Origin of the sequence: Nostoc sp. NMS8 (genome assembly GCF_017115045.1) — a bacterium.
In the GTDB taxonomy this organism is placed as follows: domain Bacteria; phylum Cyanobacteriota; class Cyanobacteriia; order Cyanobacteriales; family Nostocaceae; genus Nostoc.
Map to the genome: position 1 here is coordinate 39,663 of NZ_JABXKK010000106.1, position 16,989 is coordinate 56,651.

The 16,989-nt window shown below is 41.3% G+C and carries 18 protein-coding genes; 7 read left to right on the forward strand and 11 right to left on the reverse strand.

Annotation, left to right across the window (positions count from 1 at the left end; translation table 11 throughout):
* Positions 1-10 precede the first annotated feature (10 nt).
* The 4 genes from HWQ39_RS28135 to HWQ39_RS28150 all read left to right on the forward strand — a co-directional run bounded on the left by HWQ39_RS28135 (position 11) and on the right by HWQ39_RS28150 (position 5,140).
* Entirely contained in the window at positions 11-1,036 is a 1,026-nt protein-coding gene (locus HWQ39_RS28135; RefSeq protein WP_292852974.1) for an LD-carboxypeptidase, read from the forward strand.
* 567 nt (positions 1,037-1,603) lie between these two features.
* Positions 1,604-2,059 (forward strand): CAAD domain-containing protein, encoded by a 456-nt coding sequence (locus HWQ39_RS28140; protein WP_292852734.1) that lies wholly within the window; start codon positions 1,604-1,606, stop codon positions 2,057-2,059.
* 232 nt (positions 2,060-2,291) lie between these two features.
* The gene (locus HWQ39_RS28145; protein ID WP_292852737.1) at positions 2,292-2,774 is read left to right on the forward strand and encodes a hypothetical protein; all 483 of its coding nucleotides are present in this window, start codon (positions 2,292-2,294) and stop codon (positions 2,772-2,774) included.
* Between the two features lie 752 nt (positions 2,775-3,526).
* The gene (locus HWQ39_RS28150; RefSeq protein WP_292852740.1) at positions 3,527-5,140 is read left to right on the forward strand and encodes an NAD(P)/FAD-dependent oxidoreductase; all 1,614 of its coding nucleotides are present in this window, start codon (positions 3,527-3,529) and stop codon (positions 5,138-5,140) included.
* A 48-nt stretch (positions 5,141-5,188) separates the two neighbouring features.
* On the opposite strand, the gene HWQ39_RS28155 is transcribed toward HWQ39_RS28150, so the two are convergent.
* From HWQ39_RS28155 to hemW, 5 genes are all read right to left on the reverse strand, one after another.
* The gene (locus HWQ39_RS28155) at positions 5,189-6,286 is read right to left on the reverse strand and encodes an alkene reductase (protein ID WP_292852743.1); all 1,098 of its coding nucleotides are present in this window, start codon (positions 6,284-6,286) and stop codon (positions 5,189-5,191) included.
* A gap of 429 nt (positions 6,287-6,715) precedes the next feature.
* Positions 6,716-6,982: a hypothetical protein gene (locus HWQ39_RS28160; protein ID WP_292852746.1), complete on the reverse strand. Its 267-nt coding sequence runs from the start codon at positions 6,980-6,982 to the stop codon at positions 6,716-6,718.
* Between the two features lie 193 nt (positions 6,983-7,175).
* Positions 7,176-8,297 (reverse strand): THUMP domain-containing protein, encoded by a 1,122-nt coding sequence (locus HWQ39_RS28165; protein ID WP_292852749.1) that lies wholly within the window; start codon positions 8,295-8,297, stop codon positions 7,176-7,178.
* A gap of 97 nt (positions 8,298-8,394) precedes the next feature.
* Complete coding sequence (locus tag HWQ39_RS28170) at positions 8,395-9,282, reverse strand: UTP--glucose-1-phosphate uridylyltransferase (protein ID WP_292852752.1); 888 nt, start codon at positions 9,280-9,282, stop codon at positions 8,395-8,397.
* 10 nt (positions 9,283-9,292) lie between these two features.
* Positions 9,293-10,474: a radical SAM family heme chaperone HemW gene (hemW, locus tag HWQ39_RS28175; protein WP_292852754.1), complete on the reverse strand. Its 1,182-nt coding sequence runs from the start codon at positions 10,472-10,474 to the stop codon at positions 9,293-9,295.
* 384 nt (positions 10,475-10,858) lie between these two features.
* Between hemW and HWQ39_RS28180 the strand changes: the two genes are divergently transcribed.
* Positions 10,859-11,935 (forward strand): PIN/TRAM domain-containing protein, encoded by a 1,077-nt coding sequence (locus tag HWQ39_RS28180; protein ID WP_179067375.1) that lies wholly within the window; start codon positions 10,859-10,861, stop codon positions 11,933-11,935.
* A gap of 332 nt (positions 11,936-12,267) precedes the next feature.
* Here HWQ39_RS28180 and HWQ39_RS28185 read toward each other — a convergent pair whose 3' ends face one another.
* The 5 genes from HWQ39_RS28185 to HWQ39_RS28200 all read right to left on the reverse strand — a co-directional run bounded on the left by HWQ39_RS28185 (position 12,268) and on the right by HWQ39_RS28200 (position 13,854).
* Positions 12,268-12,687, reverse strand: a complete 420-nt coding sequence (locus HWQ39_RS28185) for a GNAT family N-acetyltransferase (RefSeq protein ID WP_366932305.1) — start codon at positions 12,685-12,687, stop codon at positions 12,268-12,270.
* A gap of 50 nt (positions 12,688-12,737) precedes the next feature.
* Positions 12,738-13,124 (reverse strand): VOC family protein, encoded by a 387-nt coding sequence (locus HWQ39_RS28190; RefSeq protein WP_292852760.1) that lies wholly within the window; start codon positions 13,122-13,124, stop codon positions 12,738-12,740.
* A 74-nt stretch (positions 13,125-13,198) separates the two neighbouring features.
* Complete coding sequence (locus tag HWQ39_RS34475; RefSeq protein ID WP_366932306.1) at positions 13,199-13,360, reverse strand: hypothetical protein; 162 nt, start codon at positions 13,358-13,360, stop codon at positions 13,199-13,201.
* A complete protein-coding gene (locus tag HWQ39_RS34480; RefSeq protein WP_366932307.1) occupies positions 13,344-13,604 on the reverse strand; it encodes a hypothetical protein in 261 nt (86 codons plus the stop codon). Before HWQ39_RS34480 ends, HWQ39_RS34475 begins: the two co-directional genes overlap by 17 nt.
* Entirely contained in the window at positions 13,594-13,854 is a 261-nt protein-coding gene (locus HWQ39_RS28200) for a hypothetical protein (protein WP_292852763.1), read from the reverse strand. Before HWQ39_RS28200 ends, HWQ39_RS34480 begins: the two co-directional genes overlap by 11 nt.
* Before the next feature lie 176 nt (positions 13,855-14,030).
* On the opposite strand from HWQ39_RS28200, the gene HWQ39_RS28205 reads away from it, so the two are divergent.
* Together HWQ39_RS28205 and HWQ39_RS28210 are read left to right on the forward strand one after the other, a co-directional pair.
* Positions 14,031-14,237, forward strand: a complete 207-nt coding sequence (locus HWQ39_RS28205) for a DUF433 domain-containing protein (RefSeq protein ID WP_292852977.1) — start codon at positions 14,031-14,033, stop codon at positions 14,235-14,237.
* A 210-nt stretch (positions 14,238-14,447) separates the two neighbouring features.
* On the forward strand, positions 14,448-15,089 hold the full coding sequence (locus HWQ39_RS28210; protein ID WP_292852765.1) for a type I restriction endonuclease subunit R: 642 nt from the start codon (positions 14,448-14,450) through the stop codon (positions 15,087-15,089).
* A 187-nt stretch (positions 15,090-15,276) separates the two neighbouring features.
* On the opposite strand, the gene HWQ39_RS28215 is transcribed toward HWQ39_RS28210, so the two are convergent.
* Positions 15,277-16,968 (reverse strand): AAA family ATPase, encoded by a 1,692-nt coding sequence (locus HWQ39_RS28215; protein ID WP_292852768.1) that lies wholly within the window; start codon positions 16,966-16,968, stop codon positions 15,277-15,279.
* Positions 16,969-16,989 lie beyond the last annotated feature (21 nt).

Consider the following 16,989-nt stretch of genomic DNA (forward strand, 5'->3'; position numbering starts at 1 on the left):
CTCAATGGTTATGCTTATCAAGCGTCGGGAATTTCTCACAACCTGTGGACTAGTTACCTTAGCCACCCAGATACCAGTACTTACCGCCCAAGGTAAGCCATCTCCAAACACCATCCGCAAGCCGCCCTGCCTGCAAGTAGGCGATACTGTAGGATTAATTTCTCCTGCGGGGATCGTTGATGCCAAAGACATCGAAACAGCGCAGAAATCAATTTCACAGTTAGGGTTAAAAGTCAAGCTGGGGAAGCATATTCTAGACCGTTATGGCTATTTAGCGGGTAAAGATGGCGATCGCGCCGATGATGTAAACTTGATGTTTAGCGATCGCACCATCAAAGCAATTATTCCCATGCGTGGAGGTTGGGGCTGTAATCGCATTTTACCTTTACTCAACTACTCGCTGATCCGCTCCCATCCGAAAATTATCATCGGTTACAGCGATATTACGACGCTGTTGTTAGCAATTAATGCCCGTAGTCAAATGATTACTTTTCATGGGCCAGTTGCTACATCTACCTGGAATCAGTTTACAGTGGATTACTTCAAGCGCATCTTATTTAATGGTGAAGCGGTAACTATGCAAAATCTCAACCCTAGCGAAGTGCGGGTGGAGATAATCGCACCGGGAAAGGCGAGGGGTAAACTTGTAGGTGGAAATTTATCAGTGCTATCAGCAATGGTAGGTTCACCTTACCTACCTACTTGGAACAAAAGCATTCTGTTTGTGGAAGAAGTTGGCGAGGATGTTTATCGTATAGATAGGATGCTGACGCAGTTAAAAACTGCTGGGATACTTAATCAAATTGCTGGCTTTATCTTTGGGCAATGCACTAAATGTAATCTTGGGGATGAACCGTCATTTACATTAATGCAAGTATTACAACAACACATACTTCCTTTAGGTATTCCTGCTTGGTATGGTTCAATGATTGGTCATATTAAGGATAAATTTACCTTGCCAATCGGTGTAGAAGTGGAAATAAATGCTGAACTTGGGACAATACGAATGTTAGAGGCGGCTGTTAACCTTGTGTAAATGAGGCAGGAGGTTGGAATAAAAATAGTGGCTCACATTTTATCTAAATTGCAAGCCACTAAATTGGAGATTTTGGTGTTCGTGACTTTAAATATATTTTCATAACCCACAAGTATGATATAAAACAGCTTTTGAGTATTAATGTATTACTACTTGCCAAATTTATTTAAACTAATTTTTGTAAATACTGTGACTAGTTTTTAGGAGTAAATATCAAAACTAAACTTAGCTAAATCAATACATACCATCAAACCTAGCTACTTTGATATGTTTATTAACACCTTACACTTAAATAAAATATCCTTATATTATTAAAGATTTATTTGCTTAAGTTGTAATACTCGACCCATCACTCTTTTAGAAGATAAAATCTATGCCAAAAGATTGATGAGAAGGAAATTTAAAAATGCCTAAATATTATTAAAGTCCTAATAAATTTGCAAATAAGTTTTTAGCTGTGCCGCTAAGGAGTAATAAATCTAGTTACAAAGCAAGTGTTGCAAAAATTGACAATAACAAAGTCTAAACTTTAAAACTGCTCTCATTGCAGAAAATCAGGAGATAATTATGGATACCGAATTACAGCAAGATCAGTATGTTGATACTGCCTCCCCAAACCAGATAGAAGCACTTAAAGGTTCAGAGTCTGGAAACTTGGCAATGTTGCCACCCGCCTCGCAAAATGAAGAACAATGGCAAAAAATTGGTAGCCAGATTTCTATATTTTTGGCAAAAATACCTGAGTACATAAGTAGATTCTACCAAGAATACAAATCGCTGATTATCAGCTTTGCGTTGCTTGTGATAACAGTTACGGGACTAAGAATTTTTCTGGCGGTACTCAACGCCATAAATGATATTCCCCTACTTTCTCCATTTCTCGAATTAATTGGACTTGGTTACACAATTTGGTTTACTTTCCGCTATTTGCTCAAAGATTCCACTCGGCAAGAATTAACAGCAGAAATTCGCTTGCTTAAAAAACAAATTCTAGGCATAGAAGAATCACAGACTTTAAGCTAACTAAAGTATCGTGGCGGATACATTGTATCTGAACTTTTGGTCAAGTAAAAAGTTGAGTTTTGCTTGACCATTGTATAAAACTGTAGATTATTGGTGTTCTTCTCTAACGAGACGCTACGCGTTGGCGGAAGCTTCTCGTAGAGATGCTGGTTCGATAAATGAAGCTTTTTAGCACTTTTGCGTAAGTCCTATCTTATACCACATTAGCTAAATTAGCCGGAAAAGAAAATGTATGATCAAGACAAATAGATTAGCTTCGCTGACAACAACAGTACTTCTTTCAACATTGCTAACAGTCCCGCTGCTTAATAGCTGCGGCGGAGGTTCCCAAAATGCTACGCCACCTCCAATTGACGATAGTATTGGTAGAAATTTAAATAATCGCGCCCCTGTAAATCAACCCCAAGCTAACAGGGGATTAAGTACAGGGCAGAAAGTGGCAATCTTGGCAGGAGCCGCTGGACTTTACTACCTCTACAATCAGCGAAAGAATGCCCAAGGAGTTGGAGCGCAGGGGAAACACTACCTTTCTAAGAATGGGCGTGTTTACTATCGAGATGCTCAAAATCGCCCAGTCTGGGTAACACCGCCACAAGAGGGCATTCGTGTTCCAGAGGAGGAGGCACAACAATACCGTGACTTTCAAGGATATAATAATAGTCCCACAGGGCGAGACTTAAGAGGTTTGGGTGCAAGTACTGCTCCGACAAATTAATTCCTGTAGAGATTATAAATAGATGGCGTTTAACCGTCATTCTATTTTTTAATAGAAGCTTTTTCCGTATTTAAAGTTAAAAGGAAATTTCGGGCAGTATGGTAACGTCCGCCCAGCTAGCGAAGACCCGTATGGCGATCCGGCTGACCAACAGTACCGCTAGTAACTTCAAGCAATTACAATCAGTGAAATCTTAAACTCATCATTGATAATTATGGTCAAGTAAAAAAATCATTTTTTTTACTTGACCACTTTTTATTAGATTAGTATCACCTGATGGAAAATCTCTTGCATTGTTAGTGGTTGTTTAAAGCGACGGAAGGCGGTTGAGACTTATATTTTGGCAAGGTCAAGTAGAAGAAACTTAGGCTTTATTTAATCATTGTAAATTACCTACGTGAGCAACTGATTGGTAGAAAAATAAAACAGTTAGTAAAAACATTTTCTGGGTTGATGCAGTCGAGACGGGTACACGTCAGGTTTCTCAAAAGAACTTGCCTAAGTTGCTCAATACACTGGAACTACACCTTCACAGGTATTGATTTGAACTAAACTTTTCTTTTTTCTCCGAGGTAATTTTTGCTACGTATTATTTATTGCAATTACGTCGGGAGGGGGGTTAGGTTTTTCGTGGGTTTTTCCATGACGTGAAAAGTCAGTCTTTATGTAAGGTTTCGCCAAAAGGCAGTATTCGTCCTGCTTCCTGCCTCTCTTGTTAATATTTTCATAGACAGTATGAATTTCTCCTCGCTATGTTACGACTAACTGAAGTAAAGCTCCCGCTCGATCATCCTGAAGATGAGATTAAGATTGCCATCCTCAAAAAGCTGCAAATCACGGACGAAGATTTGATCGGTTATTCCATCTTCAAGCGTAGCTACGATGCCCGTAAGAAAGGAGAAATCGCCCTTGTTTATATTCTGGATGTAGAAACGGCTCAGGAAACTCATCTACTCAAGCGCCTGAAAAAAGATCCTCATGTAATGATCCCGCCAGACATGAGTTATCGCCCAGTGGCAAAAGCACCAAGCAATTTGACGATTCGCCCCATCATCATTGGTACTGGGCCTTGTGGATTGTTTGCGGGTTTGATGCTGGCGCAAATGGGCTTTTGTCCAATCATTTTAGAACGTGGGAAACAAGTTCGCGATCGCACCGTTGATACTTTTGGCTTTTGGAAGAAAAAATCAGACTTCAACCCAGAATCTAATGCCCAGTTTGGCGAAGGTGGGGCGGGTACATTCTCCGATGGCAAACTCTATAGTCAAGTCAAAGATCCTCAGCATTATGGACGCAAGGTATTGACCGAACTTGTGAATGCGGGAGCCTCGCCGGAAATTCTCTATATCAATAAACCGCACATCGGCACATTTAAACTGGTGGGAATCGTCCAAAGTATGCGTGCCAAAATCGAATCCCTCGGCGGTGAAATTCGCTTTGAAAGCCGGGTGGAAGATATCAATATCGAAAATGGACAGGTGCGGGGAGTTACCCTCGCCAGTGGGGAATATATCGCCAGCGATTATGTAGTTCTCGCAGTGGGTCACAGTGCCCGCGATACCTTCCAAATGCTATACGATCGCGGGGTTTACATCGAGCCGAAACCTTTTTCCATCGGCTTTCGGGTCGAACATCCCCAGACTCTCATCGACAAATGTCGTTTCGGCGCTCAAGCTGGTCATAAGCTTTTAGGTGCTGCCAATTACAAACTGGTTCACCACTGCCAAAATGGTCGTTCTGTCTACAGTTTTTGTATGTGTCCGGGGGGTTTGGTGGTTGCAGCTGCATCAGAACCGGGGCGACTTGTTACCAATGGCATGAGCCAATATTCTCGCAATGAGCGAAATGCCAATAGTGCGATCGTTGTGGGCATCACACCTGAAGATTATCCGGGAAATGCCTTGGCGGGGATTGACTTTCAACGGCGCTTGGAAGAAAAGGCTTTTGAGTTGGGCGGTGGAACTTATGAAGCTCCAGGGCAGTTGGTGGGAGACTTTCTCAACCATCGCCCTTCTACAGCATTGGGAACGGTTAAACCTTCTTATACACCGGGGGTACATTTGGGCGATTTGAGTGAGAGTTTACCAGATTATGCGATCGCAGCTATCCGTGAAGCCCTTCCCGCTTTTGACAGACAAATCAAAGGATTTGCAATGGATGATGCCGTGTTGACTGGGGTAGAAACCCGCACGTCATCACCGATTCGGATTAAACGCAGAGAAGATTATCAAAGTTTAAATACAGTCGGTCTTTATCCAGCTGGTGAAGGCGCGGGATACGCAGGGGGAATCCTCTCGGCGGGTATCGATGGGATTAAGGTAGCGGAGGCGGTGGCTTTAAGTATTTTGAGGAATTGCGTAGTTTAAATTTAAAAAGTTTTTGCAACACAACTCGCACAGGCGTTGTGATGCCACTCAATGGAGTTGCGACAGGGTTTGATAGTCTGTGTAGCCATGTTCACTACCACCATAGAACGCCGTCACATCACTTTCGCTCAGGGGGGCATTGAGCCGTAGCCGATCCACTAAGTCAGGGTTAGAGATGAACAGTCGCCCGAAAACTATGGCATCAGCCCGCACGCTTGTAATTGCTTCATCACCTCGTTGTCGATCAAACCCACCCACAGCTATCAGTGTTCCTTGGTAAACGGAACGTAGGAGATCAATGGGGTTAAACTTCGGTGCAGTTCCTCTGGCGTAACCTCGGTCATACCCCACGTGCAAGTATGCCAAACCCAATGGACTGAGTGCTTTTGCGACATAGGTGTAAGTTTCGGCAGGATCGTCATCAAATGTGTCGTTGACTGTGAAGCCGGGGGCAATCTTGACCCCAATCTGCTCCGCTCCCCGGACGCTACACAGAGCATTGACTACTTCGAGCGTGAAGCGAGTTCGATTCTCCAATGTGCCACCATAGGCATCCGTGCGTTTGTTGGAGCTGCTGACTTGGAACTGGTTGGGTAGATATCCTGTTGCTGCATGAAGTTCTACACCATCAAAACCTGCTTCAATAGAGAGTTCTGCCGCTCTGCGGTACTCCTCTACTATTTCGGGTATTTCGTCCAACTCTAACGGACGGGGTATCTCGAAAGGGACTTTGCCATCCCAAATGTGAACTTCTTCGGACACCACCGGGACAGCCGAAGGTGCGATCGGTCGGGCATGGTTAGGTAATAAGGAGGAATGCGACACCCGTCCAGCGTGCATCAGTTGCACAAATATCCGACCTCCAGCAGCATGAACTGCATCTGTCACTTTTCGCCAGCCTGCAACCTGCTCCTCGTTGTGCAACCCAGGACAGTTTGTGTAACCTCGCCCCATTGGACTTGGATGCGTCCCTTCCGTAATAATGAGTCCTGCCGAAGCTCGCTGTGTGTAGTATTCAACCATTAGGGGGGTAGGTACACATTCAGTAGTTGCCCGGAGACGGGACATCGGAGACATGATGATGCGGTTGGGAAGGTCAAGCGAACCTAGTGTAACTGGAGTGAACAGTCCTGATTTTTCTGGCATTGGCATTTTTCCTCTTCTAGAATCAGAGCGCTAGCGAGTCCACGAGCATCTACCTGTGGCGGTAAACTACGCTCTACCGACAACCTCAATAATACTGCCCTACAGATAATTTCAGGGTAACTGAATCTGGAACGCTGACAAATAGCTCTGATTAGTTGTCTCCATAGATCGCCTTGCTGCATCACTATTTATTATATGGAAAGCTTGCATATAATCTTTTTCTTGATGACGAAAAATAGAGCATTACAGCCAACGCCTATCATTTGCCTTTTACACCATTATCTGGTATTGCCAATATCAATTTTAATATCAAGCCCCACCTAGATACTTTCGAGGCAGGGCTTTGATTTTTATGGCTGGAGTGGATATGCAATCATGCATCAAGTGCGATGGCGTACACGCCCGCCGTAGGCGATCGCACTGGGGAATTTAGCCGAACGTTAAAGCTGGTTCTTCACAGAAGTTAAATACGGCTGACTCACTTTCTGATTCATCTTCAAATACAGCAGATATATACCATTCACAGGGCGAATCATTCGTATATTCAGCCCAAGCAATTGTTATTGTTTCACCCGATGGAATCCCTGAATCACTCAAGGTAAATGAAGCCCACTCTTCATCATCGACAGATACCCACAACTCTGTAATTGCTTGTTCGGTATCATTGGTAACGGTAAACGTGAATTGGTCTGACATAAATAGCCCCTTAGCTATAAATAAATTGTAGGTTGTCAGTCACCGATTATACTGCCACTTTTTTTAACCGTTGTCATCATAACTGCCAAAATATAGACTAATAGGTGGTTTCAAGCTTTTTGTGACTAAATTTAAATTTGTTAAAGAGTATTAAAAATATCACAGGTAAGACGCGATTCATCGCGTCTTTGTCTTAATACAATTCATATTTCATTAACTGACAAGGCAACGTTCCGTTGTACACGGCTATTCGTTGGGATGATTTTAGCCCTATCGATTGAGACAGTTCCTTGTTGCCACTCAGGACAAACGCAGTCCACCCTTTAAAGCGTTGTTTCAGTACATCGCCCAAAAGTTTATAGAACGCCCCTAAATCGCTATCTCGTCCCAGCCGTTCGCCATAAGGCGGATTGCAGAATAAAATCCCACTGTCTGCGGGGGCGACAACATCAGCAAGTTCCATTTGAGAAAACCATACATGATTATCAACGCCGCAGTTTTGAGCATTGTTAATCGCTTGCTCAATTATATTTTCATCGCGATCGCTTCCCCAAATAGGCGCAGGCAGGGTATCTATTTGGCTATCTTTAGCTTCTTGGAGAAGTTTTTCTAAAAGGGACAGGTCAAAATCGAGCCAATTTTCAAATCCAAAGGATTCACGAAATAGCCCTGGTGCGATGTTGAGAGCCTTTAAGCTAGCTTCTAGAGGTAAAGTGCCAGATCCACAGAGAGGATCGTAAAACATCTGGTTTGGCTGCCAACCCGAAAGTTGAATGAGGGCAGCAGCTAGAGACTCCTTGAGAGGGGCTACTCCAACCGCAGGGCGGTAGCCTCGGCGGTGCAGACTATTTCCAGAACTATCGAGTTTAACGGTACAAAAATCGCGTTCAATATGAACATTGACCCGCACATCTGGGTCATGAAGTTCCACATTTGAACGCTCACCCAGATTTTCTTTCTGTTGGTCAACGATCGCATTTTTGACCTGTAGAGATGTGAAGTGGCTGTGGTTGAGGCGATCGTTTTTGCCCGTGACATTCACCGCCAGCGTCATGTCTGGCGTGAGATAGTTTTGCCAATCAATAGCCTGAATGCCGCGATAGAGATCCTTAGCATCAAGGCATGGAAACTCATGGATATGCACCAAAATGCGGAACGGTAGCCTAGCCCAGAGGTTGACACGATAAAGCAGAGTGCGATCGCCCTCAAAGGCTACACCGCAAAATCCTGGCTCTACGGAGTGGGCACCCAGTTGCTCTAACTCCTGAGCCGCCAGGGTTTCTAATCCGCGAGCAACCGTTGCAAAATAATTCATAATTCGTAATTAATGGCTACTAGTAACTCAATTTATTGCTGGAGATAAAAAACATTATTTCTTTTTCAGAGAGGCGACTTTTTGAACGAAGATTAATCTAGAAATTTCTAAAATCAATCATTGTCTGACGATAAGTATCTGGTAAACCTGTATCAAAACACTTCCCTTTAACAACATATCCTGTCATTCCCTCTTCCTGAGACAATCTATCAAGACAAGATGTTAACTGAAATTCGCCTCGTTCTCGGAAATTTTGGTTGATGTGTTCTGCTAAAAAGTCAAAAATTTTCGGCGTTAGTAAATACAAACCAAATATACATAAAAACTCATTTTCTGCCATTCTCTGTACGCGCAAATATTGTTGTGCAAACTCAATAGTAGGTTTTTCATAGAGTTGTGTAACTTCTAAAATAGAGTTTAACTCTTGCCAAACTCCTGCTACACATCCAGATGTATGAAGATTTTCGGCTGGCGTTGTAGTTAAGCTAACAACGCTTTGATGAACTTGTTCATAAACATCTAAGAGTTGACTAGCACAAGATTTTTCAATATCAGATGCATAAATGTGGTCGCCCAACATGAGTAAAAACGGCTCATTTTGCACCCAATCTTTGGCACAAAATACCGCGTGGCCATAGCCTAATTGCTCTTCTTGTAACAGAATGGTAATTCTGCTACCTAAATCTTCGAGATATCGGCTATATTCTTGATTATGCGGTGAAAGTTTATCTAAAAGCTCTTTTTTGGGTGGGTTTTTCAATAAATCTTCAAAGATTTCTTTGTCATCTGGCTGCACCACAATCCCTACTTCTGCAATTCCAGCACTAATCGCCTCTTCAATAATTGCTAAAATTACAGGTTTTGCCCTACCATCTCGATCGATAATCGGGAAAAGTTCTTTTTTCACAACCTTGCTAGCTGGAAACAAACGAGTACCGAAACCAGCTACCGGAATTACAGCTTTTCTAACTTTATTTTTTTGCATAAATGCCTTGTCACCCCAACTTTTCAAACAACTCCGCCAACACCACATTAGAAAACAAAAAGCCTTGGGGATCAATCAAACGCAACCTTCCCTCTGCAATTTCTACCCAACCATTCTCAAAATATTCTTGCAAATACTTGCAAATTTCCTCTACTTTCTTTTCGCCAAAGGCCTCCGCCAACGCTGCCAAACTCACACCCTCCGCTAAACGCAACCCCAACATTAACGTTTCTAACAATACTTCCTTTGGGGGAGTCACATCACAATCAATCACACCGCCAGCTTGCACCCACTGGTAATACTCCTTAGTTTTGCGCGGACGAGTGAAGCGTTTGCCGTCAACATAACTCGCTGCACCCATACCAAAGCCGTAATAAGGGCGATTTTCCCAATAAACTCGATTATGTCGGCATTGATGACCAGGTTGAGCATAATTAGAAATTTCATAATGCTCATAACCTGCACTAGTTAAAACCTGCTGCCCCATCTGGTACATTTTGACTGTGGCTTCATCCGTGGGTAAAGGAGTATCACCAGGTTTGTAGTAACGACCAAAGGCTGTACCTGGCTCAATAGTGAGATCGTAGATGGAAATGTGAGTGGGTGCGATCGCCACCGCTTTTAAGAGAGAATCCTGCCATTGATCCAAAGACTGATGCGGCAACCCAGAAATTAAGTCTAAGCTAAATACGGGAATCTCCACTTGGTGAATCAGTTCCACAGCTGCAAAAATATCTGCAACTGAGTGCGATCGCCCCGCCCTCTGCAATAATTCTGCTTGAAAGGCTTGTACACCCAAACTTACCCGGTTTACGCCCGCACTGTGATAGCCTGCTATATGGGCTAAATCAAAGGTGGCTGGGTCAATTTCCATAGAAATCTCTGCACCAGTTGCAATCCCAAAATGCTTTTGTAGCTCTCTCAGTATACGTTGTAGCTGCTCTGTTGATAACAGCGAAGGAGTACCACCACCGAAGAAAATTGTCTTCAGGGGTTGACCAAATGCTGGAGTCATGGCAATTTCTTGACATAGCACCTCAACATATTGGGAAATAGTACCAGATGTTTCGCCCCGCAAGCGATCGCCCACAACAGACACCGGGAAATCACAATAAAAGCACCGCCGTCTGCAAAAAGGAATATGCAGATAAGCAGAACTCACAATTCCAGAAATACTAAATTTTTGACTCATTTTGAGAAAAGTTTGGAGTTAACCCAACTGCAAATTAGAGACAATAAAAATGAGGTAACAATTCAGGAGCCAAGAGCCAAGAGCCAGAATAATCGCAAAATCAAGCGCGCAATAACTTCTTGATTTTATTAAACTTATTAAAGTTGGGTATCAAAGTCTTCTGGATTCTAAATTCTTACAAAATAAGTAGTTTATTTACAAATTTTTGTTGTTTTACAAAGAAATAATGAAAAATATTAAGATAAGAGCCTTTAGTTATAATAATTGCAGATATTGTCAGCCTAAACCCTTAGTGTAAGTCAATATTCATTAGTCTATCTTACCGATACAATAAAAAATACTTAACTGGATCGGTGAACACAGTTGTAGGAAAACAAGACAACCATGCTTGACGCAATTATCATTTTCTCATTTATCCTCGCAGCGTCGGGAATAGGGTTCTACAGCATTGAACTACTACCCAATGGGGCGCTAGATCAGGTAACGAATCTAGAAGCTTTACGCCTAGTTGTTGCCGTCTTTGCCGCTATTATTGGTGGTGCGATCGGGCTGAGTTTCCAGACGACATATCGTCGTTTGGAGGCACAAGTTAAAGAAATGCCTCTAGAAGTAATTTTAACGCGTGCGATCGGCTTAGTGATTGGGCTATTGTTAGCTAACCTCATGCTAGCCCCACTATTTTTACTACCCATCCCGGCGGATTTTGGATTTATTAAGCCATTGGTGGCAGTTGTCGGTAGTATTATCCTATCTGTCACTGGCATGAATTTGGCAGATACCCACGGGCGAGGCTTATTGCGGTTCATCAATCCCAACACCGTCGAATCGATGGTAGTGGAAGGAACATTAAAACCAGCCAATACCAAAGTTTTAGATACTAGCTGTATTATTGATGGTCGTATTGAAGCCTTACTAGAAACAGGGTTTTTAGAAGGACAAATTCTCGTACCGCAGTTTGTCTTGCAAGAACTTCAACAAGTAGCCGATGCTAGCAAAGATCAAAAGCGGGTGCGGGGAAGACGAGGGTTAGAAATTCTCAACCGCATTAAGGAAGATTACCCCGATCGCATCCTGATTAATGGAGTTGACTACGACGATATTCCCACAGTAGATGCCAAATTAGTCCGCTTCGCCCAAGAAATCAGCGGTACATTGTTAACCAACGACTACAACTTGTCTAAAGTCGCCAGCGTTCAGAAAGTACCAGTTTTGAACGTAAATGATTTAGTGAACGCCGTTCGTCCCAGTTATTTACCTGGTGACAACCTGGATTTAAAAATTCTCAAGGAAGGCAAAGAACCCAGTCAAGGCATTGGCTACCTAGACGACGGCACAATGGTTGTTGTTGAAGAAGGCAGCAATTATGTGGGTGGTGAACTACGAGTAGTAGTCACAAGTGCTTTGCAAACTACAGCAGGAAGAATGATTTTTGCCAAACCCCAAGCTTCAGCATTGGCGTGAAGGAAATGTCCGGTGCAATTAGAGTTAAATTGTGCGTAGCGCAGCATCGGTGCAGGTTGACTGCACCGATTATTTTTTAATTTGGATTCATCAGACTCAGTTATAGCAACGGACAAGGAGGTGAGGACATTAACTGATGATAAAACCTTATACAAATAGACTTTCAACCCAGTCCCCAGTCCCCTGCTATATCTGTAAATACTGTTGTTGCTTCTCGTAGAGAGCTAAGAATTAATTAAACTGGTGTTATCAATAATGAGCAACAAAACACTTGTAGAGACGGCGATTTATCGCGTCTCAGAAACCAAAAAATTGTTGACAATTGTCAAAATTCATAGGTATTTTTCCATTACATAGTTTTGAAACCAAACTCCCCGCAGTTCTACTTGCTGTTCCCTGACTACGCTAAATCCCATGTTTTCAAAAAATGGCTTCGCAGTAATACTCGCTTCTGTATATAGCCGTTTAATTCCTTGGAATTTGGCAGCATCTTCTATATGAATTAAGAGTTTTGAGCCAATACCCTTTCTTTGGTATTTGCTATGACAATAAAAACAATCAATGTGACCATCTGGTTCTAATTCTGCAAACCCAACTATCTCACCATTATTGTCAGCAATATAGGGAAGCTTGGCTTGTAATCTTTTGTGCCAAACTTCATAATCCATATTTTCGGGTGCCCAAGCATTGACTTGTTCTTGGGTGTAATCGCAAATATTGATTTCATGAATTGTATCGTAGAACAGTTTCATGATTGCCTTGGTATCAGATAGTCTATATTCTCTGACTAACATATTGAAGTCTAATTTTCATAAATCTCTAACGGCAAATTATCAGGGTCTTTAAAAAAAGTAAATTTTTTACCTGTAATTTCGTCAATTCTGATATTCTCTGTTTCTACACCTTGCGAGTTTAAGTAAAAAACAGTTTCCTCGATATCATCAACTTGAAAAGCAAGATGTCTTAAACCACAAGCCTCTGGACTACTAAATCTTTGCGGGGGATTTAGGAAAGAGAATAACTCTATTTGATCATTTTCTCCAACTCGTAAATCTAATTTATAAGAATTTCTCTCGGCGCGAAAAGTCTCTTGAATAATCGAAAAGCCTAAAGTTTCAACATAAAATTTTTTGGAGCGATTATAGTCAGAACAAATAATAGCTATATGATGAATGCCAGTGGTTTTCATGTGTAATTCTCAAGCTATTGGCGTGGAAATTAAAAAAGCTTATGGCTTTCTTGAAACTTTATATTTAATAAGCTTTATATTGAAATAATCTGGATTTTCGTTACTCGATGCATTGGTTTAGTTGGCTTTTCAGTAGTGATCATTTGATCGGCTTTAATTTGCAAAGCAGCCGCCACATGAAGTGCATCCATCGCAGCTAAACCGTAAGTACAGGCAATTTCAGAAGCATTCTGCATAATTTGCTCTAAGATAAGTTGCCCAGTGGATAACAGCACTAAAAAATGTTTCGTAAAATTCTGCTTCGTCTTGTTGCTTGTTAAAAGTTGCTTTAGGCAAGACTTCCAGCTGAACGAAGCTACTTGAGGCAAACTCCCGATTTTCATCGTTAAGAATCTGATTCGCTCTGATGCTGACTGGCTGAATGCCACAGAAAGCGCTGATCAGTACACCAGAGTCTATGTAAGTCTTCTTACGACTCACGGAATCCACCGCGACGTTCAGCACGTTCAAGTTCAATTTCGTCTTCGTTGAGAAGTTGCAATCCAGCAGCGATCGCTCGTTGTCGGATCGACCATAATTTTTTAGCTAAGGGTGTTTGTGGCACAAAATTAGATTCGGTGGGTGTTGTTTCTGGCTCAGATTTAAGTAGTTCAACAAACTCCAAAACTTTTTGTTGCTTTTGGGGTGTGAGTTCTCGCCAGTGTTCAAGTAGTTCAACTTCATTACCCATAAGTACAACGCTCGTGAATGATTTTTCTATTTTAGTGGCACAAGCCTTATTTCCTGTTCCCTGCTATAAAATTTTGCTTGGAGTAGAATCGTCTTTTATCAACTTGGCATGAAACAATATACATTGACGATGATTTTCGCAAGGAGCTAGAGTTACTTCCATGCGATTGAGATCGCATTACCAGCAATCTCAATCGCATGAATGGACAACCCTCTATTCGTAATCTTCGGCTTACCGTTCGTCGGGTGATTGAGTTATTAGCTACCTACCCTAATCGTGAAGAATTGCTTCAGGAGTTTCCCGAATTAGAAGATGAAGATATTCAGCAAGCCTTAATTTTTGCATCGTCCTACTTGAGCGATCGCTATTCCTGTGAGTGGTGATAGGCGATCGCCTCAATTATCTATCTGCTAAAGGCTTTGCGGTATGCGATCGCATCAACAATCTATCTCCTGAAGGCGATCGCTATTCCTGTGAGTCGTGATTTCTGGGCGATCGCTCTTTTGCTCTTAATATATCGTATATTAGGTATTGGAGCCTAGATAAAATGTCTAGACTTTTAAACTTCATGTAATTACTACAAGAATTTAACCGTGATTACAAATGCTAGTAGCCTTACCCTTGGCGCTCTCCGTCAAACTTTTGGCTTGAGACTAGACTCTAGCGATCGCTTTTTTGATGAATGGTTAAATAATGCGCCGACTCTAACCGAAGCGGAACTACAAGGACTAGATCGCCTCACTCGAAACTATAACTATCTCAGTCAAGAAGAACCACCTCTCGAAGAAATTGTTAAGCTTGTAGTTATATCACCATTGCTAGATTTAGCAGGTTTCTATCAGTTTCCTTTTTTGGTAAAAGCAGAAGTAAGTACCAATATCGAAGTTGCAGACGAAGCTAATGCTATTGCAGTTCAAGGCAGGATTGATATTTTGGTGATTCAAGATAGTTTTTGGATTTTGGTAATCGAGTCAAAGCCTGCAAGACTAGACGTTACGGCGGGAATTCCCCAAGCACTTACTTATTTGTTGAGCGCTCCCAACTTACAGTCAAGTTGTTATGCAATGGTTACAAACGGAAGAGAAGTATTGTTTTTGAAATGCGATCGCCACCAAAATGTCCCTCAATATACTAGATCCCATACTTATCGGTTACTTGAAAATACATCAGAACGTATCCAAGTTTTGCAGGGACTTAAACAAATTGGGGCTTATATTGGCGATTTGAGGAGTTAGGCGATCGCTATTCCTGTGAGTCATAATTTTTAGGCGATCGCTTAATAATTATTGGTCTTTGCTACAAGAAGTTGGCGATTACGAAGCTAAAAACTGTCTGCCAGCAATGAACTTGATACGCAGAACAAAGCTTCGTTTAACCACTGAACCGTCAATTCCTTGTAAGTACTGTTAGTCATTTTTTTCGTCATGCAGTGAACTGTTGAACAAACTGTCTTGCTACCTCAAGTTCAGGGTCATTCTTTAAGTCTTTTGCTAGCACTTCACTTACCCATTTCGGCCCGTGGTTTCCGATACTTTTAACGAAACCTTCTAATTCACCTACTTCTAAAACTAGTAGGCCAATAGATTTAAGTTTTATTTGTAATCTGTCAAATGCTTGAGTTGCGTCTCCATTAGGGATAAATGGTTTACCTACTTCCTTAGCATGTGCCCAAGCAGAAGCTTTTTTTAAAGACTTCTGAATTTGTCTAATCTTTTCCAAAGGAAAGATTTGCTCTTTCGTACTCTCAAAAATTTCTTCAATTTCATTTTTCAGTTCTGTTGTTTGCAATTCAGGTCTTTTTTTATCAATGGAATTCTTGACAATTCTCCAATCTTTTTCTATATCCTGCCAATCCCCTCCTAGTTCACTATAAATATTCTGTAACGGATTACTATCATTTAAAATATCAAAGTCTGAAACAACTTTCATTGGAACATTTAGCTTCTTTAATGATTTTATTACTACTGGAATTCTATGCTTGCCGCCGCAATGAATAAAAAGAATATCAGGGAGAATCTCATTTGTATTGTCGTAAAGACTAGATAGAATTGCCGAATATAATCTACAATCAGAATCACTTTCACAAATAACTACATTGGTATGGAAAAGTCCATTAAGTACGTTAGAATGTCTCAGTAACGAGTCATTCCAAATACTTTTAATGTCTTGACTATCCAGAACACTTACTGTATTGATTGACCCGCTTCGTTGAATTCTAACGATTCTCAAATTAGAAACATTTGCATCAAGTAATCCTTTTAAAAAATCTTCGCTATGAGTCGCCAAGAATAGTTGTCTCTGGGAAGGTAAATTTTTCGCTAACATTTTCCCTAAAAGTCTTGCCTGAGGTGGATGAAGAAATGCTTCTGGTTCATCAATGAAAAGCATAGAATAATGAGAAATAAAGGCTGTGAGCAAAACCCCGACAAAACTTCTCATTCCGTCTCCTTGTTCATCCAGACGAGCTAGTTTTTCAATCTCATTCAAATAGTTAATTGAAATTCTATCTTCACCATTAGGCAAAACTGGTTTTTCTCCTACATAAAGTGGCACCTCACTTCCAGCATTTCTATGAACAATAAGGTCTGTTCCAAATGCTTGTTTAAAATAATTACTGAATTCGGATTCTAAGTTGTCATTTTTCTGAAGAAAATGAATTGGATGTTGAATTGGTTCAGTAATTAATTTAATATTAGGGGCGGGATTTGCTGCTTTCAGCCTATCTTCTGTTCCTAACATATTTGCAAAAACTGCCGTTAATTCGCCTAAGCCATTGTCAGAATTAATCCAAAAGCCTTCAATACTAGGTCTATAAATATTAAAACCAAAACCTTGAAGCTGAGGCTCTGGATTGCCTTGATATTTCTCTATAGATATTTTTTCTAGAAAAGATTTAAAACCCGCTTCATCACCTTCCTTGCAAATTGTTAAATCCCTTAGAACTTTTGCGTTTTGTTTACCATTGAATTTTGACTTTAAAAGGCTTAATGACTCTTTCAAGGTAGCACTTTTTCCAGCATTATTTGGTCCAACAAATACTACTATTTCATTCGCCTTTAGTACAATCTTAGTGCCATCGTTAAACTCTATTTCGCTTATCGAAATTTTTGTCATATAGCAATCTGAAATGAGTTA

Coding starts and splice junctions, on each gene's coding strand:
- HWQ39_RS28135 (WP_292852974.1), top strand. CDS start 11: ATGCTTATCAAGCGTCGGGAATTTCTCACAACCTGTGGACTAGTTACC.
- HWQ39_RS28140 (WP_292852734.1), top strand. CDS start 1,604: ATGGATACCGAATTACAGCAAGATCAGTATGTTGATACTGCCTCCCCA.
- HWQ39_RS28145 (WP_292852737.1), top strand. CDS start 2,292: ATGATCAAGACAAATAGATTAGCTTCGCTGACAACAACAGTACTTCTT.
- HWQ39_RS28150 (WP_292852740.1), top strand. CDS start 3,527: ATGTTACGACTAACTGAAGTAAAGCTCCCGCTCGATCATCCTGAAGAT.
- HWQ39_RS28155 (WP_292852743.1), bottom strand. CDS start 6,286: ATGCCAGAAAAATCAGGACTGTTCACTCCAGTTACACTAGGTTCGCTT.
- HWQ39_RS28160 (WP_292852746.1), bottom strand. CDS start 6,982: ATGTCAGACCAATTCACGTTTACCGTTACCAATGATACCGAACAAGCA.
- HWQ39_RS28165 (WP_292852749.1), bottom strand. CDS start 8,297: ATGAATTATTTTGCAACGGTTGCTCGCGGATTAGAAACCCTGGCGGCT.
- HWQ39_RS28170 (WP_292852752.1), bottom strand. CDS start 9,282: ATGCAAAAAAATAAAGTTAGAAAAGCTGTAATTCCGGTAGCTGGTTTC.
- hemW (WP_292852754.1), bottom strand. CDS start 10,474: ATGAGTCAAAAATTTAGTATTTCTGGAATTGTGAGTTCTGCTTATCTG.
- HWQ39_RS28180 (WP_179067375.1), top strand. CDS start 10,859: ATGCTTGACGCAATTATCATTTTCTCATTTATCCTCGCAGCGTCGGGA.
- HWQ39_RS28185 (WP_366932305.1), bottom strand. CDS start 12,687: ATGAAACTGTTCTACGATACAATTCATGAAATCAATATTTGCGATTAC.
- HWQ39_RS28190 (WP_292852760.1), bottom strand. CDS start 13,124: ATGAAAACCACTGGCATTCATCATATAGCTATTATTTGTTCTGACTAT.
- HWQ39_RS34475 (WP_366932306.1), bottom strand. CDS start 13,360: ATGCAGAATGCTTCTGAAATTGCCTGTACTTACGGTTTAGCTGCGATG.
- HWQ39_RS28200 (WP_292852763.1), bottom strand. CDS start 13,854: ATGGGTAATGAAGTTGAACTACTTGAACACTGGCGAGAACTCACACCC.
- HWQ39_RS28215 (WP_292852768.1), bottom strand. CDS start 16,968: ATGACAAAAATTTCGATAAGCGAAATAGAGTTTAACGATGGCACTAAG.